The sequence below is a fragment of the Plantibacter sp. VKM Ac-2880 genome, assembly GCF_015351235.1.
GTDB lineage: Bacteria > Actinomycetota > Actinomycetes > Actinomycetales > Microbacteriaceae > Plantibacter.
The window spans coordinates 1032368-1056660 of record NZ_JADKSJ010000001.1 but is presented as its reverse complement, the minus strand read 5'-3'; the positions used below and the strand labels follow the sequence as shown (position 1 = coordinate 1056660).

At 70.9% G+C, this 24293-nt stretch carries 22 protein-coding genes; 11 read left to right on the top strand and 11 right to left on the bottom strand.

What is annotated here, in order from left to right:
- Positions 1-155 precede the first annotated feature (155 nt).
- Positions 156-2234 carry a cytochrome c oxidase assembly protein gene (locus tag ITJ57_RS05185; protein WP_194669154.1) on the top strand — a complete coding sequence of 693 codons (2079 nt, stop codon included), beginning with the start codon at positions 156-158 and terminating at the stop codon, positions 2232-2234.
- A 63-nt stretch (positions 2235-2297) separates the two neighbouring features.
- Here the strand turns inward: ITJ57_RS05185 and ITJ57_RS05180 are convergent, their stop codons facing one another.
- The 5 genes from ITJ57_RS05180 to ITJ57_RS05160 form a co-directional block, all read right to left on the bottom strand.
- On the bottom strand, positions 2298-2984 hold the full coding sequence (locus tag ITJ57_RS05180; protein ID WP_194669153.1) for a copper resistance protein CopC: 687 nt from the start codon (positions 2982-2984) through the stop codon (positions 2298-2300).
- Entirely contained in the window at positions 2984-3751 is a 768-nt protein-coding gene (locus tag ITJ57_RS05175) for a YcnI family protein (RefSeq protein ID WP_194669152.1), read from the bottom strand. The genes ITJ57_RS05180 and ITJ57_RS05175 overlap by 1 nt, the downstream gene beginning before the upstream one ends.
- A 144-nt stretch (positions 3752-3895) precedes the next feature.
- Positions 3896-4510 (bottom strand): hypothetical protein, encoded by a 615-nt coding sequence (locus tag ITJ57_RS05170; RefSeq protein ID WP_194669151.1) that lies wholly within the window; start codon positions 4508-4510, stop codon positions 3896-3898.
- Positions 4511-4652: 142 nt separating this feature from the next.
- On the bottom strand, positions 4653-5087 hold the full coding sequence (locus ITJ57_RS05165; protein WP_194669150.1) for a hypothetical protein: 435 nt from the start codon (positions 5085-5087) through the stop codon (positions 4653-4655).
- 47 nt (positions 5088-5134) lie between these two features.
- Positions 5135-6253 carry an AI-2E family transporter gene (locus ITJ57_RS05160; protein ID WP_194669149.1) on the bottom strand — a complete coding sequence of 373 codons (1119 nt, stop codon included), beginning with the start codon at positions 6251-6253 and terminating at the stop codon, positions 5135-5137.
- A gap of 117 nt (positions 6254-6370) precedes the next feature.
- On the opposite strand from ITJ57_RS05160, the gene ITJ57_RS05155 reads away from it, so the two are divergent.
- The 4 genes from ITJ57_RS05155 (at position 6371) to ITJ57_RS05140 (ending at position 10595) form a co-directional block, all read left to right on the top strand.
- On the top strand, positions 6371-7321 hold the full coding sequence (locus ITJ57_RS05155) for a pirin family protein (RefSeq protein WP_194669148.1): 951 nt from the start codon (positions 6371-6373) through the stop codon (positions 7319-7321).
- Positions 7322-7434: 113 nt separating this feature from the next.
- The gene (locus tag ITJ57_RS05150; protein WP_194669147.1) at positions 7435-8016 is read left to right on the top strand and encodes an ECF transporter S component; all 582 of its coding nucleotides are present in this window, start codon (positions 7435-7437) and stop codon (positions 8014-8016) included.
- 45 nt (positions 8017-8061) lie between these two features.
- Positions 8062-9765: an ABC transporter ATP-binding protein gene (locus ITJ57_RS05145; RefSeq protein WP_370582205.1), complete on the top strand. Its 1704-nt coding sequence runs from the start codon at positions 8062-8064 to the stop codon at positions 9763-9765.
- Entirely contained in the window at positions 9762-10595 is an 834-nt protein-coding gene (locus ITJ57_RS05140) for an energy-coupling factor transporter transmembrane component T (protein ID WP_194669145.1), read from the top strand. The genes ITJ57_RS05145 and ITJ57_RS05140 overlap by 4 nt, the downstream gene beginning before the upstream one ends.
- A 45-nt stretch (positions 10596-10640) precedes the next feature.
- On the opposite strand, the gene ITJ57_RS05135 is transcribed toward ITJ57_RS05140, so the two are convergent.
- Positions 10641-11120 (bottom strand): GNAT family N-acetyltransferase, encoded by a 480-nt coding sequence (locus ITJ57_RS05135; protein WP_194669144.1) that lies wholly within the window; start codon positions 11118-11120, stop codon positions 10641-10643.
- A 63-nt stretch (positions 11121-11183) separates the two neighbouring features.
- Here ITJ57_RS05135 and ITJ57_RS05130 point away from each other — a divergent pair, with 63 nt between their 5' ends.
- A complete protein-coding gene (locus ITJ57_RS05130) occupies positions 11184-12275 on the top strand; it encodes an Rv2578c family radical SAM protein (protein ID WP_194669143.1) in 1092 nt (363 codons plus the stop codon).
- A gap of 68 nt (positions 12276-12343) precedes the next feature.
- Here ITJ57_RS05130 and ITJ57_RS05125 read toward each other — a convergent pair whose 3' ends face one another.
- Entirely contained in the window at positions 12344-12763 is a 420-nt protein-coding gene (locus ITJ57_RS05125) for a GNAT family acetyltransferase (RefSeq protein ID WP_194669142.1), read from the bottom strand.
- 98 nt (positions 12764-12861) lie between these two features.
- Between ITJ57_RS05125 and ITJ57_RS05120 the strand changes: the two genes are divergently transcribed.
- Positions 12862-14379: a carboxylesterase/lipase family protein gene (locus ITJ57_RS05120; RefSeq protein ID WP_194669141.1), complete on the top strand. Its 1518-nt coding sequence runs from the start codon at positions 12862-12864 to the stop codon at positions 14377-14379.
- A gap of 97 nt (positions 14380-14476) precedes the next feature.
- On the opposite strand, the gene ITJ57_RS05115 is transcribed toward ITJ57_RS05120, so the two are convergent.
- Positions 14477-16879, bottom strand: a complete 2403-nt coding sequence (locus ITJ57_RS05115) for a DEAD/DEAH box helicase (RefSeq protein WP_194669140.1) — start codon at positions 16877-16879, stop codon at positions 14477-14479.
- Between the two features lie 305 nt (positions 16880-17184).
- Between ITJ57_RS05115 and ITJ57_RS05110 the strand changes: the two genes are divergently transcribed.
- Positions 17185-18960 carry a glycoside hydrolase family 15 protein gene (locus tag ITJ57_RS05110; RefSeq protein ID WP_194669139.1) on the top strand — a complete coding sequence of 592 codons (1776 nt, stop codon included), beginning with the start codon at positions 17185-17187 and terminating at the stop codon, positions 18958-18960.
- Between the two features lie 15 nt (positions 18961-18975).
- On the opposite strand, the gene ITJ57_RS05105 is transcribed toward ITJ57_RS05110, so the two are convergent.
- Positions 18976-19461 (bottom strand): NUDIX domain-containing protein, encoded by a 486-nt coding sequence (locus ITJ57_RS05105; protein ID WP_194669138.1) that lies wholly within the window; start codon positions 19459-19461, stop codon positions 18976-18978.
- A 64-nt stretch (positions 19462-19525) separates the two neighbouring features.
- On the opposite strand from ITJ57_RS05105, the gene ITJ57_RS05100 reads away from it, so the two are divergent.
- Positions 19526-20140 (top strand): antibiotic biosynthesis monooxygenase, encoded by a 615-nt coding sequence (locus tag ITJ57_RS05100; protein WP_194669137.1) that lies wholly within the window; start codon positions 19526-19528, stop codon positions 20138-20140.
- A gap of 31 nt (positions 20141-20171) precedes the next feature.
- Here the strand turns inward: ITJ57_RS05100 and ITJ57_RS05095 are convergent, their stop codons facing one another.
- Positions 20172-21134 (bottom strand): AraC family transcriptional regulator, encoded by a 963-nt coding sequence (locus ITJ57_RS05095; protein ID WP_194669136.1) that lies wholly within the window; start codon positions 21132-21134, stop codon positions 20172-20174.
- 99 nt (positions 21135-21233) lie between these two features.
- Between ITJ57_RS05095 and ITJ57_RS05090 the strand changes: the two genes are divergently transcribed.
- On the top strand, positions 21234-21716 hold the full coding sequence (locus ITJ57_RS05090) for a pilus assembly protein CpaE (protein WP_194669135.1): 483 nt from the start codon (positions 21234-21236) through the stop codon (positions 21714-21716).
- 44 nt (positions 21717-21760) lie between these two features.
- Here ITJ57_RS05090 and ITJ57_RS05085 read toward each other — a convergent pair whose 3' ends face one another.
- Positions 21761-22513 carry an IclR family transcriptional regulator gene (locus ITJ57_RS05085; RefSeq protein WP_194669134.1) on the bottom strand — a complete coding sequence of 251 codons (753 nt, stop codon included), beginning with the start codon at positions 22511-22513 and terminating at the stop codon, positions 21761-21763.
- 135 nt (positions 22514-22648) lie between these two features.
- On the opposite strand from ITJ57_RS05085, the gene hutH reads away from it, so the two are divergent.
- The gene (hutH, locus tag ITJ57_RS05080) at positions 22649-24274 is read left to right on the top strand and encodes a histidine ammonia-lyase (RefSeq protein ID WP_194670309.1); all 1626 of its coding nucleotides are present in this window, start codon (positions 22649-22651) and stop codon (positions 24272-24274) included.
- Positions 24275-24293: the final 19 nt, after the last annotated feature.

Genomic DNA, 24293 nt, shown 5'->3' with positions numbered 1-24293 from the left:
CCACCGCGCTCCGACGTCCGGAGCGCCGCGCGACCCGTCTCCCCATTCCCATCGCTCGACCACGGTCCCCGCCGACCCGTCGAGCGGCCAGTGCTGCGGCGGCGACGCGTCCCGAGGGACGAACACGCCGACCCCGCAGGAAAGGAGCCACCACCGTGGCCGAACCCCGCACCTCCTCCCCACCGGACGACGACCTCGCGGTCGCACCGAACCGCTCCCCCGGCCTGGCACCGATCCGGGCACCGGAGGCGATCATGCTCGCATCCGTGCCGGTCGCCGTCGCCGTCACCCTGCTCGCGCTCGTCGGCACCGGGGCGTTCTCGACCGGGACCCTGCTCTCCGACCCCGGTGTCGTGGTCACGAGGGGGCTCCCGATCGCGCGCGTGATCCACGACGCGGCGGCGGCGGTGACGATCGGGCTCCTGACCGCCGCGACGTTCCTCCTGCCGGGGCAACGGATCGTTCCCGGCATCGTCTCGTTCTCGCAGGCCAAGGCCATCCGCTGGGCGGCCTGGTCGTCGGCCGTCTGGTTGGCCGCCGGTATCGCGGTCCTCGTGTTCACGGCCGCCAACTCCATCGGCGTCCCTGTGTCGTCGCCCACCTTCGCCAACACCTTCCTCTTCTACGCGACACAGCTCGAACTCGGCCAGACGCTCCTCGCCTCGCTCGGCTGCGTGCTCGTCGTCGGCTGCATCCTGGTGCTCGCCCGCCGTCTCGCCTGGGTCGCCGCGGCGAACGCGATCGCGGTCTTCGCACTGTTGCCGCTCTCGCTGTCCGGACACGCGGCCGGTTCCGACGAACACGGCAACGCGGTGAACTCGCTCGCCGTCCACCTCATCGGCGTCACCGCCTGGGCGGGCGGCCTCGTCGCGGTGATCCTGTTGCGCCGTGCGGTCGGGAACGAGATCGGGGTCGTGGTCGCGCGCTACTCGGTGCTGGCCGGCTGGGCGTTCGGGGCGGTGGCCTTCTCCGGTGTCGTGAACGCCTCGCTGCGTCTGGCCGGACCGTCCGACCTCCTGACCCCCTACGGGCTCCTCGTCGTGGCCAAGACGGTGGCGCTCGTGCTCCTCGGTTGTGCAGGCGTCTGGCACCGACGTCGCCTCATCCCCCGGCTGCTGCGTCCAGGCGGTGACCCGGGGGCCTTCATCCGCCTCGCGGTGGGCGAAGTCGTCGTCATGGCCGTGACGATGGGCGTCTCCGTCGCGCTGTCCCGCAGCCAACCGCCCGTTTCGCAGGAGCCCGTCGCCGACGACGTCCGACGCCGCCTCCTGGGGTTCGAGTACCCACCGCCCGTGACGCCGCTCCGGATGTTCACCGAGTGGCATGTGGACTGGATGTGGGCCGGTATCGCAGCCGTCGGCGCCGGATGGTACCTGTGGGCGTTCCTGCGGCTCAGACGGCGCGGTGACGCGTGGCCGGTGACCCGACTGGTCGCCTGGCTGCTCGGCTGCGTCGCACTGCTGTACGCCACGAGTGGTGGCCTCGCCGCCTATGGCCAGATCCACTTCAGCACCCACATGCTGCAGCACATGGCGCTCATGATGATCGTGCCGCCGCTCCTCGTGCTCGGTGGCCCGGTCCTCCTCGCGCTCCGGACCCTGCCGGCCCGGACGGACGGCGGGCGGGGGCTCCGCGAGTGGATCCTCGCCGTCGTGCACTCGCGCTACCTGAGCCTCCTCTCGAAGCCCGCCGTCGCGGGCGTCCTGTTCGCCGGCAGCCTCGTGGTGTTCTACTACACCGGCTGGTTCGAGTGGGCGATGATCGCGCACCAGGGGCACGTCCTCATGACCGTGCACTTCCTCGCCACCGGGTACCTGTTCTTCTGGGTACTGATCGGCGTCGACCCCGGCCCGAACCGGCCCGCGTTCCCGTTCCGGCTCATCCTGCTGCTCGCGACCCTGGCGTTCCACGCCTTCTTCGGCCTGGCGATCATGTCGAGCTCGACCGTGCTCGCCGCCGACTGGTGGACGGCGCTCGGGTACACCGACACCGCCGCGCTCCTCGCCGACCAGGGCGTCGGCGGCGGCATCGCCTGGAGCGTCGGCGAGGTGCCGGCGGTGCTCGTCGCGCTCATCGTCGTCTCGCAGTGGGTCCAGAGTGACGAGCGCGCCGCGAAACGCTACGACCGCCGGGCGGAGCGGGACGGTGACGCCGAACTCGGCGACTACAACGCCCGTCTGGCGCGCATCAACCAGCAGGACGAGCGTTCGAGCGAGGACCGCGAGCACTCCTGAGCCGGACGACGACGGCCCCGCCGGCAGTGGATGCCGGCGGGGCCGTCGTGGTGAGGAGGACGATCAGGAGGCGGGAGGACCGTTCGAGCCGGAACCGCCAGGCGCCGAGGTCGGGTCGTCCAGCTCCGGCTTGCGACGGGTCACGAGGAGCACGCCGATGCCGGCCACGAGGACGACACCGATCGCGCCGACCACCCACCAGACGTCGCCGCTGAGACCACCGGCGGCCGGAGTCGCGGTGTCGCTGTCGCCCGCGCCACCCGCAGCCGACGACGGTCCGACGGACGAGGCACCGCTCGTCGCGCACGCCGGCTCAGAGCTGCCGGCGGCGAGCTCCTGCCCCTCGGCCGGTGCCCACTGGAAGGTGTAGCTCCCCGACAACGGGTGTCCGTCCGTCGACACGAGCTGCCACACGACCGTGTACTCCCCGGCCTCGCCGAGCTGCATCGGCATGACGAGCGCCGGTCCGTTGACCGCGGCACACGCCGTGCCGTACTGGAGCTTTTCGTCGCCGGGCCCGGTCACCTGGATCTGATTGGACTGACCCGCCTCGCCGAGGTCGAGCAGGTTGTCGTTCGTCGTGATGACGACCTGCTCCGGCTGCTCGGTGACCGTCGATCCCTCGGCGGGGCTCGTCGACACGATGGTGTTGTGCGCTGCAGCCGGACCGGCGACGGCGAACACCGCCGCCGCCGCGAGGAACGCGGTGGCGACGGATCCGACGAGGCGGCGGCGACGGGCCGTCGTCATCAGGCCTGGCGCTTCGCGTCGGACGCCGCGCGACGCGCGGACGCGGCGATCACGACGCCGGCTGCACCGACGACGAGCCCGGCGATACCGAGCACGCGTCCCAGCACATCGGTGGTGCCGGCATCCGAGGCCGCAGCGGCCTCGGTGTGGTCGCCGTCGCCGTCGTCGTCCATGGCGGCCCCACCGTGGTGGTCGCCGGCTTCCGCGGCGGTGACGACGACGACGGGTGCGGGCGACTCGAGGTCGTCCTCGGTCTGCCCCTTCTCTGCGACCTGCGTCCACTCCGTCTGGCCGGCCTCACACGTCTGCGTCACCGGGAACACGAGGGTCTTCCCCTCCGCGTCGGCGGGCAGCTGGACCTGGAAGGAGACCGTGTCGCGGTAGCCGTCGGCGAGTGGCGTCTTGGCCGTGTAGACGACCGTGCCGACCCGCTCGGCGAGCTGCTCGCCGTGGCTGTCGGTGATGGGCTTCGCGAGCGGGGCCATCTGCTTGTCGATGGTCCAGTTCGGGTTGACCGTCGGCGTCACCGCGTTGATCTCCTCGGGGATCTCGAAGGAGAGGCTCGTGGTGGGTGAGCCGTCGCAGCCGTGACCGACGGCGAAACTCAGCACCGTGTAGGAGCCGGCGGCGGTCGAGGTGGGCGTGACGCTCACGTGGGCGCTGGCGGCGAGCGGCGCTCCCACGGCGAGGAGTGCTCCGGCGCCGATGGCGATCGCACCGAGGGCGGCGGGCTTGCGGAAGGCGGAGCGGGGGGTCGTTGCGTTCATGATGTCCTGTCGACTGCTCCGCGGCGTCCAGCCTGCGGAGACGGATGGGGCGACGCCTGAGCGGGCGCGCCGATGGGTGCTGCGATGCGGATGGCCGACCACGCCGCGCACAGCACCCGTCCGTGTCGGACGGTGGCGCGGCGGTCAGGCGGTGGCGAACGCCGGAGGACCGCGGTGACGCAGGTGGAGCAGGACGACGCCGAGGTTGCGCGGGCGCTCGTTGACGCGGACCCACTGCACCCGCCGAGGCGCCGGCACGAGGTGGACCGGCGCGACGCGGCGGGCGAGCACCCGGACCGTCAAGGCCGCGAGCGCGGCGCGGGTCGCGCGTTCGGCGAAGAGGATGGCGGTGATCGTGGCGACGGCGGCGACGAGGTGGGCGACCCACATGGCGGTGGCGCCATGGCTGTGCATCGCGATGCCGCCGCCGACCGCCAGCTCGACGACCTGGTGCCGGTGCCACGAGCCGGCGCCGGATCCGCCGCTCGAGGTCACCGAGGCGCTGACGGTGCTCGGGACGAGGGTGAAGAGCGCGTGGTAGCCGAGCTGGCTCACGAGCACGGAGGCGATGACTCCCGGGACGGTCATGCGTCGGCCGGCGAGCAGCACGCAGACGAGGACGGCGAAGGTGCCGCCCACGAGGAGCACGAACGCGGACGGTGCCGCGGCTCCGCCGATCGTGTGCGAGAGTGCGGCGGCGAAGGTGGCGAAGGCGGCTGCGGCGGTGCCGCGGGCGACTCGAGCCCACCGTTCCGTCATGCCAGGCCTCCGGGAGAACGAGCGGACCAGGTGTCGACGCTCGGACTCCCCAGACTACCCGAGCACCGGTCGCCCTTCGACCTGGTCAGGACCGCGGTGGGGATGGCGCCTGGGCCCGTCGAAGGGTGGAGCGCGCTCGCCCTCAGGCGGCGTCGGCCACGAACAGCAGGACGATCGACGCGACGGAGCAGACCACGCCGATGCCGAAGCTCACCCAGAACAGCAGCCGGAGGGCCTTCGCATGGTCGGCGCTCCGCGTGAACCGGGCGCGCGACGGCTCGCGTCGGGCGTAGAAGACATTCGGTTCCTCCGGGTCGCGGAGCGCGTCGAACTCCGCATCGGAGACGGGACGGGAGTACAGCTCCGCGGCCTCCGTCATCCAGCGGACCTCCCGGCCGGCCGGCCCCTCCGGGCGCTCAGGATCGACCGGTCCGTCGACGATGACGCCGTGCGTCTCGATCCAGCTGCCGTCCGCCGCCCTGGCGATGAGCATGGCGAGGAGCACGACGACGGCGCATCCGAAGCCGATCCAGGTGAAGACCTCGAACACGAGGCCGAGGAGGTCGTGGGTGTCCACGCTCACATGCTATCCGGCGACTCCGGGTGCGCCGGCGACCGCTCGACTCAGACCGACTCCGGGCGCTTCTGTCGCATGGGTTCCGCCGGCTGGTCCGGACCGTTCCAGACGCCGACGATGCCCCAGGCGACCGCGGCGATCGGGACGGCGAGGACCGCCCCGACGATGCCGCCGAGGATGGTGCCGGCGGTCAGGGCGAGGAGCACGACGAGGGCGTGCAACTTGAGCGAGCGTGCCATGACGACGGGCTGCAGGAAGTTGCCCTCGAGCTGGTTCACGAGCACGACGATGCCGACGACGATGAGGGCGGCGACCGGACCGTTGGCGACGAGCGCGACGAGCGCCGCGAGGATGCCCGCTGCGGTCGCGCCGACGATCGGGATGAAGGCGGTGAGGAACACGATGACGCTGAGCGGCAGCGCGAGCGGGACGCCGATGATCGCGAGGCCGATGCCGATGCCGATCGCATCGACGGCCGCGATCGTGGCGGTGCCCCGCACGTAGCCGCCGAGCGTGTCGACCGTCTTGCCGCCGATGCGCTTGGCGCGGTCGTACGCGGCACCGGTGAAGGGACGGAGCAGGAACTCCCAGAGCCGCGGCCCGTCCTTGAGGAAGAAGAACAGCACGACGATCATGAGGACGAGCCCGGTGAGGAAGCTCGCCGTCGCCGAGACCCCGGCGAGCGCCCCGCTGCCGAACTGGCTCGAGGTGAGGAAGTCGACCGCGGTCTGCTTGGCGTCCTCGATCTGCTTCTCGTCGATGTCGAAGGGCAGGGTGCCGATCCAGTCCTGCAGCTGCCCGAAGCCCTTGGAGGCGGAGTCGACGAGGTCGTCCCACTGGCTGCGGACGGCCCAGACGATGAGCCAGCCGATGCCGCCGAGGACGACGAGGATCGAGACGAGGGCGATCCAGGTGGCGAGGATCGACGGGAGGCCCTTCGAGCGCATCCACCGCATGAGCGGGTAGATCGCTGACGCGAGGATGAGGGCGATGACGACGGGGATCATCACGAGGGAGAGCTGGGTCAGCGCGAAGACGATGAGCGCGGCGACGGCGACGATCGCGAGCGTCTGGACGCTGCGGGTGGCGAGGGTGCCGATGCGGTCGTGCCAGAGTCCTCTGGCGAGCGGCTCGGGCGTACCGTCGTGCTTGTCGAACAGGCCCATGGGATCCCCAATCTCGGGAGCGACGGGACCAGAGCGGCCCCGTCGCCCAGTCAAGCACGTCGGCGAGGACCGCGGCAGACCGAGCGGAGTAGCGTTGGCCGTGATAAGGAGGCGCTCATGACGAGACTCGACGCCGATCCGGTACCCAGCGTCTGCCACGCGCCCGACGGCTCTGGCACGCGGCTGCTCGAGGCGCGCGAGGTCCCCCTCGGCGGCGTCCGAGGCCTGAGCGTCCACCGCACCCTCCCCCAGCGCGAACTGCCGATGATCGGCGCCTGGTGCTTCCTCGACCGCTTCGACGAGGACCGCGCACGGATGCGGGTCCTGCCACACCCGCACACCGGCCTCCAGACCGTGACCTGGCCGCTGGCCGGCGACATCCGGCACCGCGACAGCGTCGGCAGCGACGTGGTGGTCCGCCCGGGTGAGCTGAACCTCATGACGAGCGGCGTCGGGGTCTCCCACTCCGAGTTCTCCGTCGGCGAGGAGGAGGACGAGATGCACGGTCTCCAGCTCTGGGTCGCGCTCCCCGAGCACGCCTCCTCGGTTCCGGCGGCGTTCGAACAGCACCGGGACCTGCCCGTCCACATCGTTCCCGGTCTCAGCGCGACGGTCCTCGTCGGCACGCTCGGTGGCGCGACATCCACCGCGACCGTGCACTCACCGCTCCTCGGCGCCGACGTCGTCCTCGACCCCGGTGCAGCGGTGACCCTGCCGGTCGACCCTGCCTTCGAGCACGGTGTCCTCGTGATCGACGGTGCGCTCGAGGTGGCCGGCATCGCCATCGCCTCCGGCCCGCTGCTCTACCTCGAGCCGGGTCGCGACCACCTCAGCCTGAGCAGCGGCAGCGGTGCCCGATTCGTCCTCCTCGGTGGAACACCGTTCCCGGAGAAGCTCGTCATGTGGTGGAACTTCGTCGGTCGGAGCCACGAGGACATCGAGACCGCCCGAGCGGATTGGGAGGCCGGGTCGCCGAGGTTCGGCTCGGTGGCCGGTCACGGGGCCGAGCGCATCCCGGCTCCCCCACTGCCGAACGTCCGGCTGACCCCGCGTCGGCGCTCGATCTGATCCCTTCCGGACGGCGCTCACCGTCCCGATCCGGACCACATCCGTCGGCCGTCCGCCCGACCAAGGGAGGATAGGCTGTCCTCAGGAGATCGGCTGCTCGTGAAGGTGGGCTCATGCAACGTCTGAGTACGCGACTGCTGCTGACCTGCGCCGCGATCGGCGTCGGGGGCGGCCTCGTCTTCGTCGTCTCCGGGTACGTCGGCGGCACGATCTCCGCCACCGCGCCGGTGCTCTACGGCCTCATCATCGGCGTGTACTTCCTGCCGGGCGTCGTCGCGCAGGCGCTGTTGCACCGAGGCGGCGTGGCACTCATGACCGGCCTCACCGCCGGCCTCGTCTCCGCCGCGTTCAGCCCGCAGTGGTTCTTCCGCTACTTCGGCACGGGGCTCGCCATCGGCCTCCTCCAGGAGATCCCCTTCGCCGTGTCCCGGTACCGCGTGTGGCGCTCGTGGGTGTTCTACCTCGCCGCCGGGATCGCCGGGATCGTGTTCGCCGCCTCGGTGCTCGTCATCTTGGGCATCGACCACTTCACCCCGGTCGCACAGGCCGTCTACATCGCCCTGTTCGTGCTCAGCCCGATCGCGTTCACCGCAGCCGGACGCGGTGTGGCCGCAGCGCTCGCCAGAGCAGGGGTCGGGCGTTCCATCGCCAAGCCGGTGCAGCGCGGCCGCGGATCCGTCGACACGCGGGCCTGAGTGGACGTCGCTCCACCGGCGCAGCCCGCCACCCTGGTCCGAGGGGTGCGCATCCGTCATGACGACCGGGAGCGGTGGACCCCCGACGACGTCTCGTTCGGGATCGCCCCGGGCGAGGTGGTGCTGCTCCTCGGACCGAGCGGGTCCGGGAAGTCGACGCTCGCGCTCGCCCTCAACGGCCTCATCCCCCACGCGCTCCCCGCCGAACTCGAGGGCACCGTGGTCACCGCCGGCCTCGACACCGCGGATGCGACCGTCGCCCAGCTGAGCGAGCACGTGTCGATGGTCTTCCAGGATCCGGACGCCCAGATCGTCACCGGTTCGGTGCTCGACGAGGTGTGTTTCGGACCGGAGAACCTCCTGCTCCCCGTCGAGGAGGTCCTCGCCAGGGCAGAGCGCGCGCTGCGGCAGGTCGGGCTCTGGGAACGGCGGACCGAGAATCCCGACCGCCTCTCGGGTGGAGGTCGGCAGCGCCTCGCCATCGCCTGCGCCCTGGCCATGGGCGGCGAGCTGCTCGTCCTCGACGAACCGACCGCCAACCTCGATCCGGCGGGCATCGAGGAGGTCTACGCAGCGCTCCGATCCCTCGTCTCCGCGCCGGACGGTTCCCGGGGTGACCACGCGATCCTGCTCGTCGAGCACAACCTCGACGCCGCCATCGACCTCGTCGACCGCGTCGTCGTCCTCGACCGCGAAGGACGTCTCCGGTTCGACGGGCCGACTCGCGAGGTCCTCGTCGGCCACGTCAGCGAGCTCCTCGAGATGGGCGTCTGGCTGCCGGTCGCCACCCTCGCGGCCCTGCGCCTCCAGGAGACGGGCGTCCCTCTGCCGAGCCTCCCCCTGACGCCCGACGAGCTGACCGCCGCCCTCGACGCGATCGAGCTCTCGGCACCCCCGACCGCCGTCGCGGCACCCGTCGGCGCCGATCGGTCCGTCGCCGTGCGCGTCGACCGTCTCAGCGTCGAGCGCGGCAGGGGGCGGCACCGGACCCCGATCCTGCACGAGGTGAGCCTCGAGGTCGGCACCGGCGACTTCCTCGCCGTCATCGGCACGAACGGCGCCGGCAAGACGACCCTGCTCCAGGCGATCGCGGGCGTCGTCCAGCCCCCTCGAGGCCGCATCGACGTCGGCGGGGTCGACCCCGGCCGGAGCGACGTGCGGACGGTCGCCGCGCACATCGGGTTCGTCTTCCAGAACCCCGAGCACCAGTTCATCACCCACACCGTCCACGACGAACTCGCGCACGGCCTGCGGATCCGGGGCGTCGACGAGCCGGAGGTCGAGCATCGCGTCACCGAGCTGCTGCGCCGCTTCGGGCTCGAGTCGGCGCGTGAGGTGCACCCGTTCCTCCTGTCGGGTGGCCAGAAGCGGCGGTTGTCCGTCGGGAGCGCGCTCATCACCGGAGCCCCGGTGCTCGCGCTCGACGAGCCGACGTTCGGGCAGGACCGCGCGCGAGCGAACGAACTCCTCGCCCTGCTCGCCGAGCTCAACACCCAGGGCACGACGGTCATCGTCGTGACCCACGACCTCCAGCTCGTCGCTGACCACGCCACCCACGTCGCCGTGATGGCCGACGGGCGGCTCCTGGCCCATGGCCAGACCGGCGCCATCCTCGCCGACGACGACCTCATCCAGCGAGCCGGCCTTCGTCCGCCGCCGCTCGCAAGAGCCATGCGCGCGTTGGAACACCACCCCGAGTGGCGGCATCTCTCGCGGCTCGCCGATCTGCCAGGGACGGACCTCCCGTGAGCGCGGCGTCGATCGACCCGTACGCGACGAACGCGACGAACCCGGCGAACCGGTTCCTGTACCGCTTGAACCCGCTCGCGAAACTCGGTGCGCCCCTCCCGGTGATGGCGGTCCTCGCGTTCACGAGGGACCTCCTGACGCCGACGCTCTGCATCGCCCTCGCCGTCGTGATCATCCTCGTCGGCGCTCGACTGACGAAGGCGGTCGCGCTCCTCCTGTTCGTCGGGCTCCCGGTCGTCGTGGGGATCATGTCGTTCAGCTTCGGCCTGTGGACCGACCCGGGCAAGGTCGACCAGTCCATCCTCCTCTTCCAGATCGGCGACTACCGATTCTTCCTCGGGGCGCTGCTCGTCGGACTCGCGACGGCGCTGCGACTGGCGAGCCTGCTCGTGCTGGCGCTCATCGGCGGGCTCACCTCAACCGGACGGGACGTGGTCCGCGCGATGATCCAGCAGCTGCACGTGCCGTACCGGATCGGGTACACGGCGCTCGCGGCCTACCGGTTCGTGCCACGGTTCGGCCACGAACTCGAGGTCATCCGTTCGGCGCACCGCGTGCGCGGGATGGCCGAGGGGCGCGGCCCGATCGCCGCCGTTCGCCGCACGGCCGGGTACGTCGTACCCCTGCTCGCCGGTGCGATCCGGCACGCGGAGCGGGTCGCCCTCGCCATGGACTCACGCGCCTTCGGGGCCCATGAGACGCGAACGGAGCGGTATCGTGTCCCGTTCCGCGCGCGCGACTGGATCTTCATGGTCCTCTTCTGGCTCGTGAGCGCCACCATCGTGTGGTGGAGTCTCACCGCCGGCCCTGGCCCGGTCACGCACGGGTGAACCATTGAGCACCGGGACCAGAACGTCCCGTGGACAGCTCAGCTCTCAGGGGCCGAGCTCGCCTGCGAAGAAGACCATCGAACCGGAGCGTTCCACCTCGGTGAGACCCGCCTTCTCGAGGACGCGCTGCGACGCGACGTTCGCGATGTCGGTGTCGGCGATCGCCCGCGACGCGCCGTTCGAGCTCGCGACGGCGAGGGCCGCGACGACGACCTCCGTCGCCAGCCCGACACCACGGGCCGCCGGGATGAGGCCGTAGCCGAATTCGATCGCACCGGAGCTGTCGGGCGGGCCGAAGAAGCCGAACCCTCCGACGGCCAGTCCCGCGGCGTCGCGGACGAGGTAGAGCGTGAACACCGGATCGTGGTCGGTCGACCGGGCATGGGTTCGGAGTGGACCCAGTTCGTCGGCGAGCGGATACTCCGGATGCCACGCATCGCCATGCCACTCGTCACGCTCGACGATCCGTCGCGCCAGTGCTGGGGAGATGGGTTCGAGCGTCGTCCGTGCGGTGTGGATCATCATCGATGTCAGTCTCTCATCGTCTCGGGCGACGTCAGACGATCGAACGTATGTTCTAATGGTTGCATGCGGTGGAGCGGACAGGAACTCGGAGTCGAAGCGACGTCGGCGCTGCCCGGCCTCGCCAAGTTGAACAACCTCGTGCGCAGCGTCCAGACGCCGGAGTTCGCCGGGATCACCTTCCACGAGGTGCTCGCGAAGTCGGCCCTCAACCGGGTTCCCGGACAGTCGGTGATGCCGTTCGGATGGACGATCAACCCCTACCGGGGATGCTCGCATGCCTGCGTGTACTGCTTCGCCCGGCCGAGCCATGGCTATCTCGACCTCGATGCGGGCAAGGACTTCGACTCGCAGCTCATCGTGAAGGTGAACGTCGCCGAGGTCCTGCAGAAGGAGCTCGCGAAGGCCAGTTGGGGGCGGCACCCGGTGGCGCTCGGGACGAACACCGACCCGTATCAGCGGGCCGAGGGCAAGTACCGGCTCATGCCCGGCATCATCAACGCCCTCGCCGACTCCGGGACGCCGTTCTCCATCCTCACGAAGGGCACGCTGCTCCGGCGCGACCTGCCGCTGCTCGCCGAGGTCGCCCAGCGCGTGCCCGTCGACCTCGCCATGTCGATCGCCATCTTCGACGACGAACTGCAGCAGTCGATCGAACCCGGCACCCCGACGGCGGCGGCCCGACTCTCGACCGTCCGCGCGGCGAGCGATCTCGGGTTCGACGTCGGGGTGTTCATGATGCCGATCCTCCCCTACCTCACGGACACCGTCGAGCACCTCGACCTCGCCCTGTCGCGCATCCGGGAGGCCGGTGCGAGCACGGTCCTGTTCTCGACGCTGTACCTGAAAGCCGGCGTCAAACCCTGGTTCATGCAGTGGCTGGCGAAGGAGCACCCCGAGCTCATCGACCGGTACACCTCGATGTACGCCGACGGCGTCTACGCCCCGAAGGAGTACCGGAAGTGGCTCGCGGCCCGCATCCGGCCGATGATCCGCGACCACGGGCTCGAGCGAGGAACCGAGGACCCTGCCACCGGAGGCGTCCGCTCGTCGGCGCTCGGCATGCTGCGCGACGGGTACGGGGAGCGGGCCGAACTGCGCAAGCGCGCACCGGAATTCGTCACCACCGGCCTCCAGGTCCAACCGACCCTGTTCTGAGCCGTTCATTCGCCCATTTGCGGGCGAGCGAACGCCCATTCGCCCGAATATGGGCGACTGAACCGACGTCAGACGTCGGGGATGAGTCGCTTGCTGAGGAGAGCGACCTCGTCGATGCCGTACCCGAGCGCCTCGTAGAACCCGATCACCCGGTCGTTGCCAGTGCGGACCATAAGGTTGATCTTGGGGCACCCGAGCTCGATGAGCAGACGCTCGGCCTCCTCCATGAGGACGCGTCCGAGCCCGTTGCCCTGCTGGTCCGGCGACACCGCGAGGTAGTGCACCCAGCCACGGTGGCCGTCGTACCCGACCATCGCCGTTCCGACGACGGCGCCGGCCTCCTCAGCGACGAGGAACAGTTCCGGCTGCGTCGTCAGCTTGCGCTCGATGTCCGCCACGGGGTCGTTCCATGGTCGGGTGAGACCGGCCTCGTGCCAGAGGGCGATGACGGCGTCGGTGTCGGATCGGGTGAACGGACGGATCTGCATCGATCCAGTCTCGCGCACCGCCTCTCGCCCGATGCACAGGCACGCCTGCGAGCGCCGTCGATACAGTTGGTCACCCGAGCATCGACGAACGGACCCGAATGAGCATCGAGCCTGCGCTGGAACCGACCCTGCCGAACGGCGGATCGACACCCGTCACCGTGCACACGGGGAGCGGCCCCGTCACCGGACGCACCGAGGCGGGGGTCTCCCGGTTCCTCGGCATCCCGTATGCGGCGGCACCGTTCGGCGACGACCGGTTCCGGCTCCCCCAGCCCGTCGAACCGTGGGACGAGCCACGTGACGCGACCCGGCCCGGCGCCACCGCGCCACAGGCCCCGTACTCCGGCGCGGTCGGCGAGCTCTTCTCCACGGTCACGGTGCCCGGGAACGAGATCCTGAACGTCAACGTGTGGGCACCGGCCGGGGCTGCGGACGGGGCTGCGGACGGGGCGCTCCCGGTGATGGTGTGGATCCACGGCGGCTCGTTCGTCCATGGCTCGAACGCCCTCGACTCCTACGACGGCACCGCGTTCGCCCGTGACGGGATCGTCTTCGTGTCCGTCAACTACCGCCTCGGTTCGGAGGGGTTCTCAGTGCTCGACGATGTGCCACTGAACCTCGGCATCGCGGACCAGCTGGCCGGGTTGACGTGGGTGCAGGACGAGATCGCGCGCTTCGGCGGCGACCCCGACCAGGTGACGGTGTTCGGCGAGTCGGCTGGTGGAGCCTCGGTCGCGACGCTCCTCGCGCACCCGGACGCTGCGGCGGTCATGCGGCGGGCGATCGTCCAGAGCGGTCCGCTCGAGGCGCAGACGCGCGAGCGCGCCGGTCGCATCACCAAGCTCATGGCGAAGGACCTGGGCGTCCCGGCGACGCGCGCCGGGTTCCGGCGCATTCCGCCCGAGGGGCTCGTGGCCGCCCAGGAGCGGGTCATGGCGGGCGGCAACCCGCTGAACGGCGGCGCGGGGTTCGCTCTCGCAACGGACGGCGCGCTCGTCCCGAGCAGCCCGATCGACGCCCTGCTCGCGGGGCAGGCGGCGGGTATCCCCGTCCTGATCGGCAGCACCACCGAGGAGTACCGGTTGTGGCTCGTGCCGGCCGGGCTCCTGCCCACGATCAAGCGCGTCCATCTGCTGGCGGCACGCCTGAAGCTCGGCATCTCCGCGGCGACGGTCCGAACGTTCCGCCGGAACCGCCCGAAGGCGTCCACCGGTGAGATCCTGGGTGCGATCGCGACCGACGTCCTGCTGCGCGTCCCGCTGAACCGGGTGGCCGACGCCCGGGCCGCAGCCGGAGCGGACACCTGGGTGTACGAGTTCGCCTGGCGGAGTCCCGTCGGCGAAGACGGTAATGGGGCGCTCGGAGCCGCGCACGCGATGGAGATCGGCTTCGTGTTCGACCGGATCGACTCCCCGGAGTCGGTTCGGATGGCCGGGCGTGACGCACCGCAGTCCCTCGCGACCGCGATGCACGACGCCTGGGTCGCGTTCGCGACGACCGGCGATCCCGGGTGGCAGCGGTGGGACACCACGCGGCCGGTCCGGACCTTCGACGGGGTCGACGACGCCGTCGTCCTCGCGCCGCGCGACGACGAGCGCGCCGCGCTCACGCGGTAGCGGTCCCCTGGCGGCGGTCGGCGCCGCAGACCGCCTACCGGACACGCAGAACGCCCGCCGAGTGTGAGCCCGACGGGCGTTCTGTTGCAGTGAAGGACTACGCGGTGGCGATGTCCTCGACGAGCTGGTCGCCGGGGGCTGCATCGTCGAACGCGGCCTCGATCTCGGCACGGTCGAGCATCTCCGTCATCCGACGGCGACGGGCCTTCGGGATGATCGTCACGACACGACCGATCTTGCCGGCACGACCGGTACGACCGGCGCGGTGCAGGTACGTCTTGTACTCGTCCGGGGCGTCGGCCTGGACGACGAGCGTGATGTCGTCGACGTGGATGCCGCGGGCGGCGACGTCGGTCGCCACGAGCACGTTGACCCGACCGGAGGTGAGCTTCTCCAGGTTGCGCGTGCGGCGCGCCTGGTTGAGGTCACCGTGGAGCGAGACGGCGGGGATGCCCGCCATACCCAGCTGCTCCGCGAGACGCTCGGCGTACGCACGGGTGCGAGCGAACACGAGGGTCTTCTCGGTGCGGTTCACGAGCTCCTCGATCAGGCGGTCCTTGCCCTTGTGCTCCACCACGAGGACGCGGTGGTCGATGGTCGAGGACGCCTGGTCCTCGCCCGCGACCTCGTGCACCGACGGGTTCGGAAGGAACTCGTTGACGAGGGCTGCGACACCCTTGTCGAGGGTGGCGGAGAAGAGCAGCTTCTGGCCGTCGGGCGAGGTGCGACGCAGGATGCGCTGCACCGGCTCGAGGAACCCGAGGTCGCACATGTGGTCGGCCTCGTCGAGGACGGTCACGGTGACCTGCGAGAGGTCGAGGCGACCCTGCTCGATGAGGTCCTCGATGCGGCCGGGGGTGCCGACGATGATGTCGACGCCACGCTGCAGCGCACCGACCTGGCGACCCTGCGGGACACCGCCGTAGATCTGCGTGGTGAACAGGCCGACGGCGCGAGCGATGGGCTGCACGGTGCGGTCGATCTGGAGCGCGAGCTCACGGGTCGGGGCGAGGATCAGCGCGCGGGGCTTGCGACCCGGCTTGCGGTTCTTGGCGCCACCGTTCTCCATGAGCTTCTCGACGAGCGGGGCACCGAACGCGATGGTCTTGCCGGAGCCGGTGCGGCCACGCCCGAGCACATCGCGACCCGCGATGACGTCCGGGATGGTCGCCGCCTGGATCGGGAACGGGCTGGCAGCGCCGAGTTCGGCGAGCGCCCGGACGATGTTGCCACCGAGGCCGAGGCTCTCGAAGGTCACACCCTCGACGTCGGCGGCCTGGATGGCGTCGGCCTCGAGGCGCTCGAGCACCACGTCGTCCTGGGGCGTGTACGACCCGGCGTCGCGCTTCGGGTAGTAGTCGCTGCCGCGGCTCGCGTCGGAGGTGCCGCGGTCGTCGAAGCTGCGCTTCGGACGGTCGTCGAACGAACGCTTGGGGCGGTCGTCGTACGAACGGGCCGGACGCTCCTCGAAGCTGCGCTTCGGACGGTCGTCGTACGAACGTGCGGGTCGATCGGTGCGGTTCGCCTGGCGGGGGTCTCCCTGGCGCGCGGGGCGGTCGCCGTAGGACGGACGCTCGGTGCGGTCACCGTACGAGGGACGCTCGGTGCGGTCGCCACCACGGTTGCCTGCGGGACGCTCGGCGCGGTCACCGTAGGACGGACGCTCGGAGCGCTCACCACGGTTGTAGGACGGACGCTCAGTGCGGTCGCCATACGACGGACGCTCGGTCCGCTCGCCACGGTTGTAGGACGGACGCTCAGTGCGGTCGCCGTAGGACGGACGTTCGGAGCGCTCGCCACGGTTGTACGCGGGGCGCTCGTTGCGGTCGCCACCACGGTTGTACGCCGGACGCTCGTTGCGGTCGCCGTACGACGGGCGCTCCGTGCGCTCACCGCGGTTGTACGCGGGGCGCTCATTGCGGTCGCCGTAGGACGGACGCTCGGTGCGCTCACCGCGGTTGTACGCAGGACGTTCATTGCGGTCACCGCCACGGTTGTACGCAGGACGCTCATTGCGGTCGCCACCACGGTTGTACGCCGGACGCTCGTTCCGGTCACCGTACGACGGACGCTCGGTCCGCTCACCGCGGTTGTACGCAGGACGCTCATTGCGGTCGCCACCACGGTTGTACGCCGGACGCTCGTTGCGGTCACCGTACGACGGACGCTCCGTGCGCTCACCGCGGTTGTAGGCGGGACGCTCGTTGCGGTCGCCTCCACGGTTGTACGCAGGACGCTCGTTCCGGTCGCCACGGGGTGCACGGTCGCCGCGTTCCTCCGACTCGAAGCGGGCGGCGCGCTCGGCGCGCTCGTCGGCGTTCCAACGGGACTTCTGCGGCGCTCCACCGGCGTCGGGACGGTACCCGCGGTGGCCTTCGCTCTTGCTGCCGGACTTCGCGCCGGGACGTGAGCCGAAGGGCCGCTTGTTCTCGCCGTACTTGGACTTGGGGTCGAAGTTCTTGGCCGGGCGTTTGCCGGCGGGGGTGTTGTTCTTGGGCATGGAGAAATTGCTTTCCGGGTTATTACTCGTTCGCATGAACGACCTGCATGACTCACACAGCGCCATCCGAAACCTCGGCTGCGCTGCGGCATGCTCATACCCGGGCGATCAATGGCCGGGACCGTTCACATCGTGTGTGTGTTCGCGGAGTTCTCTCCGACGAAACCGGCCCACCAGACTGACATAACCCTCCGCGGTACAAACGCGGTGTCTAGAGCCGACTTCGCTACATTACCTGATCGACCCTGAGAAGTCACGGGGCATCGCTCCCAGGCGCTCCCGACGTGGCGTGGCAGCATGGGGTCATGCCCAGCCCCATCGAGGACTACGCCCTCATCGGCGATTGCCACACCGCAGCACTCGTCTCGACGGAGGGCAGCATCGACTGGCTCTGCCTCCCCCGCTTCGACTCCGCCTCCATGTTCGGCGCTCTGCTCGGCACCGAGGACCACGGCCGGTGGAGTGTCCGCCCGGCCGCTCCGGACGCCCGGGCGACCCGCCGCTACCTCGACGACACCTTCGTCCTCGAGACCACCTGGACGACGGGCGACGGCGAGATCCGCGTCACGGACGTCATGCCGCACGGGGATCGACGAGCCGACGTCATCCGCCGGATCGAGGGCGTCCGCGGCACCGTCAGCGTCGACGTCGACGTCCGCATCCGCTTCGGATACGCCGACGCGGTGCCGTGGGTCCGTCAGTTGCCCGACCGCTCCGGCATCGTCGCGGTCGCCGGTCCTGACGCGGTCGTCCTCCGCGGGGTGCGCCTGACCGCCTCCGACCACGCCCACTCGGCGTCCATCCAGGTATCCGCCGGCGACACCGTCGACCTGACGCTCACCTGGTACCCCTCGCACCGGGACGTGCCGGAGCCCGTCGACGTCGGCCGACGGATCGACCACACGGCCGACTGGTGGCGGGACTGGGCCGCCCGCTGCGACCCGGCCGCCGAATACGAGGAGGCGGTGGTCCGCTCGCTGCTGGTGCTCCGGGCCCTCACGCACGAGGACACCGGCGGCATCGTCGCGGCCGCGACCACGAGCCTGCCCGAGTCGTTCGGCGGGGTCCGCAACTGGGACTACCGCTACGTCTGGCTGCGCGACGCGTCCCTGACCCTCGAAGCCCTCATGCAACACGGGTTCACCGAGGAGGCGCACGACTGGCGGGGGTGGCTGCTGCGCGCGATCGCCGGCGACCCGAACGACCTGCAGATCATGTACGGCCTCGCGGGTGAACGCCATCTCGTCGAGGAGGAGCTCGACAGCCTGCCCGGGTACCTCGGTGCCGCACCCGTGCGCGTCGGCAACGGCGCCTACACGCAGTACCAGGGCGACGTGTTCGGTTCGGTCATGATCGCCCTCGACGAGGCACGCTCGGTGGGGCTCGCCGAGGACGACTTCTCGTGGAGCCTGCAGCGTGCGCTGCTCGGCGAGCTGGAGGAGCACTGGAACCGTCCGGACCGCGGCATCTGGGAGGTCCGTGGCGAGGAGCAGCACTTCACCCACTCGCGGGCGATGATCTGGGCGGCGCTCGACCGCGGCGTCAGAGCGGTCCGGGAGCACGGCCTCGACGGTCCCGTCAAGCGCTGGGAGGCCCTCCGAGAGACCCTGCGGGAGACCATCGAACGCGAGAACGTCGACCACGCCCGCGGGTGCTACGTGCAGCACGCCGGGACGACGGAGGTCGACGCGTCGCTCCTCGTCCTCGCGCAGATCGGATACGTCGCGCCGGACGACCCACGGATGCTCAAGACGGTCGCGGCCATCGAGGAGGACCTCCTGCAGGACGGTCTCCTCCTCCGCTACCGGACCACCAGCGGCGTCGACGGACTCCCCGGCGAGGAGCACCCGTTCCTGGCGTGCTCGTTCTGGCTTGTCCAGCAGTACGCGAGCTCCGGACGGCTGGACGACGCCCGGACGCTGATGGACCGCCTGCTGTCGTTCCGCAACGACCTGGGTCTCCTGTCCGAGGAGTACGACGTGCAGGAGGGCAGGCAGGTCGGCAACACCCCGCAGGCGCTGTCGCACCTCGGACTCGTCCGCGCAGCCGACGCCATCGCCGCCGCCGCCGCCGCGCGCTGACCGGCCGTCGACGGCTCAGCGCACGAAGTGGGCCTCCGGGGTGTCGGAGGCCGCGAGGGCGATCCTGGTGCGGAAGTTCTGCGAGACCTCGGCCGGCAGCGCATCGAGCGGGAACCACCGCGCCTCGGAGTTCTCGCCGTCCGCCGGGTAGGGCTCACCGGACTCGTACCGGCAGCGGAACACGAGGTCGATGTACTGGGTGATGTCGCCGTTCTCGTAGACGTTCTGCGGGAGCACCTGCACCTGCGACAGCCGCTCGGCGACGGCGACCACCGCGGCCTCCTCGAGCACCTCGCGTTCGGCGGCGACCGCGGGCTCCTCCCCCGGGTCGATGATCCCGGTGACGGGCGTCCAGGCACCGTTGTCGGCTCGCCGGACGAGCAGCACCTCGGCGCCCGGTGTCCCGAGCCCGCGGAGGACGACGGCGGTCACCCCAGTCAACCAGAGCGGCGCGTGACCGATCCGCTCGCGGAGGGCCAGTACGAAGTCAGGAGTCGCCATGCCTCGACTCTACGGCGCACGACCGGGACACGAGATCGAAACACGAGTGCGGTCTACTGGAGGGATGGAACACGATCCCATCACCGTCTCGATCGAGCGACGCGTCAACCCGGCGTCGATCTCCGAGGCCACCATCTGGGTCCAGGCGGGCATCAACCTCGCCAACCGCTACCCCGGCTTCCTCGGCTCCGGCTGGGTGCGAGCGGGGGCCGAGAGCGACATCTGGTACATGCTCTACCGCTTCGCCGACGAGCAGACCCTCACCGACTGGGAGGAGTCGAAGGAGCGCGCCTGGTGGTTGTCGAGCGGGCGGGAGTTCATGGAGCAGTCACGGGTGGAGCGGCGCAGCGGGATCGAGGGGTGGTTCGACGCGCCGGAGGGCATCCTGCGCGTCGAGGAGGCCGAACGGTCGAACGATCCCGACCCCGTGCCACCCGCGCCCCCGCGGTGGAAGCAGGCGGTGAGCATCTGGCTGGGGTTCTTCCCCCTGAACCTCGTCTTCACGCTCCTGGTGACGGGTCTCGTCCCCGGATGGGAACCGCTCGGCGTCTTCCTGCACGTCCTCATCTCGACACTCATCCTCACGCCGATCATGACCTACTGGCTCCTGCCGCTCGTCACGAGGATGCTCCGTCCGTGGCTGACGGCCCCGCGTCGGGATCGTCGTCCCGCGAGCTGACCGCCGAGGCCACCGGACCGGCCCGCGTCGGTCAGGAGCCGCCCGCCGTCGACTGCTCCCGCACCTGCGTCGGACTGAAGCCGGTGTGCGCCACGACCGCGCGACGGAGGTGCGCCTGCGAGTGGTACCCGCAGCGGGCTGCGACCTCCGCGATCGACAACGTCCGGTGGTCGGGGTCCGAGAGGAGCGCGAGGGCGAGCTGGAGTCGGCGTTCGGCGATCTCGCCGGCGGCGCTCGTGCCCGAGCCCTCGAACACCCGTTGCAGGGACCGGGTCGACATGTTGAAGCGGCGCGCGAGCGTCTCCGGTCGCAGCTCGCGCTCCGCGAACGAGACGGCGATGTGCTCCATGATCCGCAACCGGATCGGGACACGTCCGGCGTCGGTGTCCGCCTGGAAGAGGTCGTTCTCGGCGTACAGCGTGGCGAGCATCGTGTCGATCACGCGACACAGGCGCAGCTGTGCGGCACCACCGATCGGCTCGAAACCGGAGACGACCTCGTCGAAGAAGGCGGCGATCGCCCGCAACAGCGGTGACGGGGCGAGCGCCCCGAACGGCGTCGGCGTGATACCCAGGCGACGCAGCGCGCGCAGCGGGACGAAGACGTGCAGGTAGGTGGCCTGCTCGTCGACGGTCGTGCGGTAGACCTCCTCCGACACGGCGAGCGCGCCGCCGCCGGGATGCAGATCGAGCTGTTGCCGACCGTGGATCAGACTCACCGCGCCGTCGGTGAGGAGGACGATCATCGCGACCGGCTCCTCCGATCCGGCGGCGTCGAGGACGTCGAAGGTGCCGGGACCGACGCGATTGCGGTGGACCACGTAGTCACCGAGCGCCACGGCGTCGATGGTCATGGAGAAGTGGTCCGGGTCGCCGTCGACGAAGCGGATGGCGCCGGAGGCCTCCTGCATGCCCGCCGCACCCGAGAGCCGGGTGGTCGTGACGCGTCCGCGCGCAGGACAACGCGCCGGCTGGCGGTCATCGTGCTCGGGCATCATCGGACCCTTCGGACAGGACACCCACCCTCGCAGAGCGAACCCTCCGAATCGAGGGGTTGCGGGTTCCGTCGGACCGTGGTCGGCGATACTGGACGGATGATCTCCGCTGAACTCGCCAGAGCGCTCCGTACCGCCGGTCTCCGCTGGACGCCCGAACCCGGCGACCGCTTCACCATCGACGGTGGCGAGCTCGCCGGCGACGTCTTCACCGTGAGCGAGATGACCGTCGAAGTGCACGAGCACCCCGGTGGGCGCAGCTTCGGCTTCAACGGCACGACCGAGTGGGCGCTCGACTCGGTCGACCAGGAGGAGACGCTCTGGCTTCCCTCGGAGCACCAGTTGCGTGCCCTGCTGCGCGGATCGTTCCGGTCCCTCGAGCGGGCGGTGTCCGTGCCGAACCCCGCCGATGCGGAGCAGACCCTCGACGAGGAGCTCGACGTCCTCCTGTCCCTCGGCGACGCCGAGGCGTACACGGTCGTCGTCGAGCTCGGCGGCGAGCTGCGTCGGTTCAGTGCGGCGACCGCTCCCGACGCCTACGCGACCGCGTTGCTCGAACTCATCCTGCGCTCCGTCGACTGACGCCGAGGGAGGCGGTCCGCCCCGGGTCCGATCCGACCGGCTGGTCAGCGACCGCGGATGCGACGGGAGAGCTCGGCGGCGGCCGGCCCGATCTCCTTCGCCAACCACGCCGGATCCGGCCCGTCGTCCGCGTCGTAGGTGACGGCGATCGCCGCAGCCGGCCATCCGGTGTGGTCACGGACGACCACCCCCACACTCGCGAGGCCGACCGTCACACCGCCCTCCTCCCGCGCGAAGCCGTCCTGGGCCGTCCGGGCGAGGAGCTGACGCAGCTCCCGGTACCGTTTGGGGCCGTGGCCGGTGCGGTCGACGAACGCCGCCTGGTCGGGGAACAACGCACGCAGCTGGCCAGGCGGCAGCGCGGCAAGGATCGCGCAACCGCTCGCGGTGAGGTGGGCAGGCAACCGGACTCCCACCTCGGTGACGAGGTGCGGCCGCCGAGGAGCCCGTTCCTCGACGATGTACAGCACGTCACGACCGTGCAGCACCGCGAGGTGGGCGCTCTCGCCGAGGCGATCGACCAGCTCCGCCAACAGCGGTCGGCAGAGCATGCTGAGCGGTTCCTGCCTGGCGTAGCCGCCGGAGAGTTCGAAGGCCGCGACCCCCAGTCCGTAGCGGCGGGCCTCCGGCAGATGGACGACGAAGCCGTGCTCCTGCAGCACGCCGAGCAGGTGGTAGACCGTCGATCGCGGGAGGCCGAGCGCCGACGCGATGGCCGCGGCGGGGAGCGGACCACGGGCCGCCGCGAGGTGGCTCAGCACGCGCAGGGTGGCGTCCGCTGCCGGTACCTGACTCATGGCCCGCTCCTCCCCCGCCCGCGCGCCCTGGCGTGGCTCCATGCTGCGCCGTGCCGGGCGTCTGGCATCCCAGACACGGACGACTCTACGCGCACCGCCCCACCAGGCCCACGGGTGTTGCATCGGAGGATGGACATGCACCCAGGCACGACGGAGACACCCGACGGTTCGACGGCACCCGACGGTTCGACGGCACCCGGCGGGGTTCGGCTGGAGGGGCGCGACCGGCCCGTCCTCCTCGGCGCAGGGCCGTTGTCGATCGACGACGTCGTCGCGATCGCGCGGCACGGCGCCGTGATCGACCTCGACGAAGCGGCACTCGATGGCGTCGCGGCATCCCGTCGGATCGTCGAGGCTTTGGCATCCGATCCGGAGCCCCACTACGGCATCTCCACCGGCTTCGGCGCACTCGCGACCACGTTCATCGACCCCGACCGCCGGGCGCAGTTGCAGGCCAGCCTCGTCCGTTCGCATGCGGCGGGCAGCGGCGAACCCGTCGAAGCGGAGGTCGTGCGTTCGCTGATGACGCTGCGGCTCTCCACCCTCATGACGGGTCGGACGGGCGTCCGCGTCGACACCGTCCGCGCGTACGCGGCGATGCTGAACGCCGGCATCACCCCGGTGGTCCGCGAGTACGGGTCGCTCGGATGCTCCGGTGACCTCGCGCCCCTCGCGCACGCCGCCCTCGCACTGATGGGCGAGGGTGAGGTCGTCGACGCCGCCGGGGCGCACCGTCCGGCCGGGGAGGCGTTGGCCGACGCGGGGCTCACGCCGGTGCGGCTCGCCGAGAAGGAGGGGCTGGCGCTCATCAACGGCACCGACGGCATGCTCGGCATGCTGGCCTTGGCCGTGCACGACCTCAGGATGCTGTTGCAGACCGCCGATGTGGCCGCGGCGATGAGCGTCGAGGGCCTGCTCGGCACGGACGCGGTGTTCGCCGCCGACCTCCAGGCGCTGCGCCCGCAGGCGGGTCAGGCCGACAGCGCCGCGAACCTGCGCCTGATGCTCGACGGCTCGCCGATCGTAGCCAGTCACCGCGGCCCGGAATGCACCCGGGTGCAGGACGCGTACTCGCTGCGTTGTGCCCCGCAGGTGCACGGTGCCGCGCGCGACACGGTCGCCCATGCGGAGCTGATCGCCGGGCGTGAGCTCGCGAGCGCCGTCGACAATCCGGTGCTGACGGTGGACGGGCGGGTCGAGTCGAACGGGAACTTCCATGGCGCGCCGGTCGCCTACGTGCTGGACTTCCTGGCGATCGTCGTAGCCGACGTCGCCTCCATGTCGGAGCGCCGCACGGACCGGTTCCTCGACCGTTCGCGCAGCAACGGCTTGCCGCCGTTCCTGGCGCACGAGGTCGGGGTCGACTCCGGTCTGATGATCGCGCAGTACACAGCGGCGGGCATCGTGAGCGAGCTGAAACGTCTGGCGCATCCAGCATCCGTGGACTCGATTCCGTCGTCCGCCATGCAGGAGGACCACGTGTCGATGGGGTGGGCTGCGGCGCGGAAGCTGCGTCGGGCGATCGACGGCTTGGGCCGTGTGCTCGCGATCGAGGTCATGACCGCTGCACGGGGTCTCGAGTTGCGGGCGCCGCTCCGTCCGGGCACCGGTACCGGCGCTGTGGTCCGGCGGGTCCGGGCGGACGTCGCGGGTGCAGGACCCGACCGCTTCCTGTCACCCGAGATCGAAGCTGTCGTCGCCCTGGTGCAGGCCGGATCCGTCGTTACAGCGGCGACGGAGGCGGTGGGCCCCCTGCACTGAGCCGGGAGAGCTCAGCGCA

Bases quoted from the DNA above. Each gene is read 5' to 3' on its own strand.
- ITJ57_RS05180 (WP_194669153.1), bottom strand. From the start codon at position 2,984: ATGACGACGGCCCGTCGCCGCCGCCTCGTCGGATCCGTCGCCACCGCG.
- ITJ57_RS05085 (WP_194669134.1), bottom strand. From the start codon at position 22,513: ATGAGTCAGGTACCGGCAGCGGACGCCACCCTGCGCGTGCTGAGCCAC.
- ITJ57_RS05130 (WP_194669143.1), top strand. From the start codon at position 11,184: ATGCGGTGGAGCGGACAGGAACTCGGAGTCGAAGCGACGTCGGCGCTG.
- ITJ57_RS05105 (WP_194669138.1), bottom strand. From the start codon at position 19,461: ATGGCGACTCCTGACTTCGTACTGGCCCTCCGCGAGCGGATCGGTCAC.
- ITJ57_RS05125 (WP_194669142.1), bottom strand. From the start codon at position 12,763: ATGCAGATCCGTCCGTTCACCCGATCCGACACCGACGCCGTCATCGCC.
- hutH (WP_194670309.1), top strand. From the start codon at position 22,649: ATGCACCCAGGCACGACGGAGACACCCGACGGTTCGACGGCACCCGAC.
- ITJ57_RS05155 (WP_194669148.1), top strand. From the start codon at position 6,371: ATGACGAGACTCGACGCCGATCCGGTACCCAGCGTCTGCCACGCGCCC.
- ITJ57_RS05175 (WP_194669152.1), bottom strand. From the start codon at position 3,751: ATGAACGCAACGACCCCCCGCTCCGCCTTCCGCAAGCCCGCCGCCCTC.
- ITJ57_RS05120 (WP_194669141.1), top strand. From the start codon at position 12,862: ATGAGCATCGAGCCTGCGCTGGAACCGACCCTGCCGAACGGCGGATCG.
- ITJ57_RS05090 (WP_194669135.1), top strand. From the start codon at position 21,234: ATGATCTCCGCTGAACTCGCCAGAGCGCTCCGTACCGCCGGTCTCCGC.
- ITJ57_RS05170 (WP_194669151.1), bottom strand. From the start codon at position 4,510: ATGACGGAACGGTGGGCTCGAGTCGCCCGCGGCACCGCCGCAGCCGCC.
- ITJ57_RS05100 (WP_194669137.1), top strand. From the start codon at position 19,526: ATGGAACACGATCCCATCACCGTCTCGATCGAGCGACGCGTCAACCCG.
- ITJ57_RS05095 (WP_194669136.1), bottom strand. From the start codon at position 21,134: ATGCCCGAGCACGATGACCGCCAGCCGGCGCGTTGTCCTGCGCGCGGA.
- ITJ57_RS05135 (WP_194669144.1), bottom strand. From the start codon at position 11,120: ATGATGATCCACACCGCACGGACGACGCTCGAACCCATCTCCCCAGCA.
- ITJ57_RS05115 (WP_194669140.1), bottom strand. From the start codon at position 16,879: ATGCCCAAGAACAACACCCCCGCCGGCAAACGCCCGGCCAAGAACTTC.
- ITJ57_RS05110 (WP_194669139.1), top strand. From the start codon at position 17,185: ATGCCCAGCCCCATCGAGGACTACGCCCTCATCGGCGATTGCCACACC.
- ITJ57_RS05150 (WP_194669147.1), top strand. From the start codon at position 7,435: ATGCAACGTCTGAGTACGCGACTGCTGCTGACCTGCGCCGCGATCGGC.
- ITJ57_RS05160 (WP_194669149.1), bottom strand. From the start codon at position 6,253: ATGGGCCTGTTCGACAAGCACGACGGTACGCCCGAGCCGCTCGCCAGA.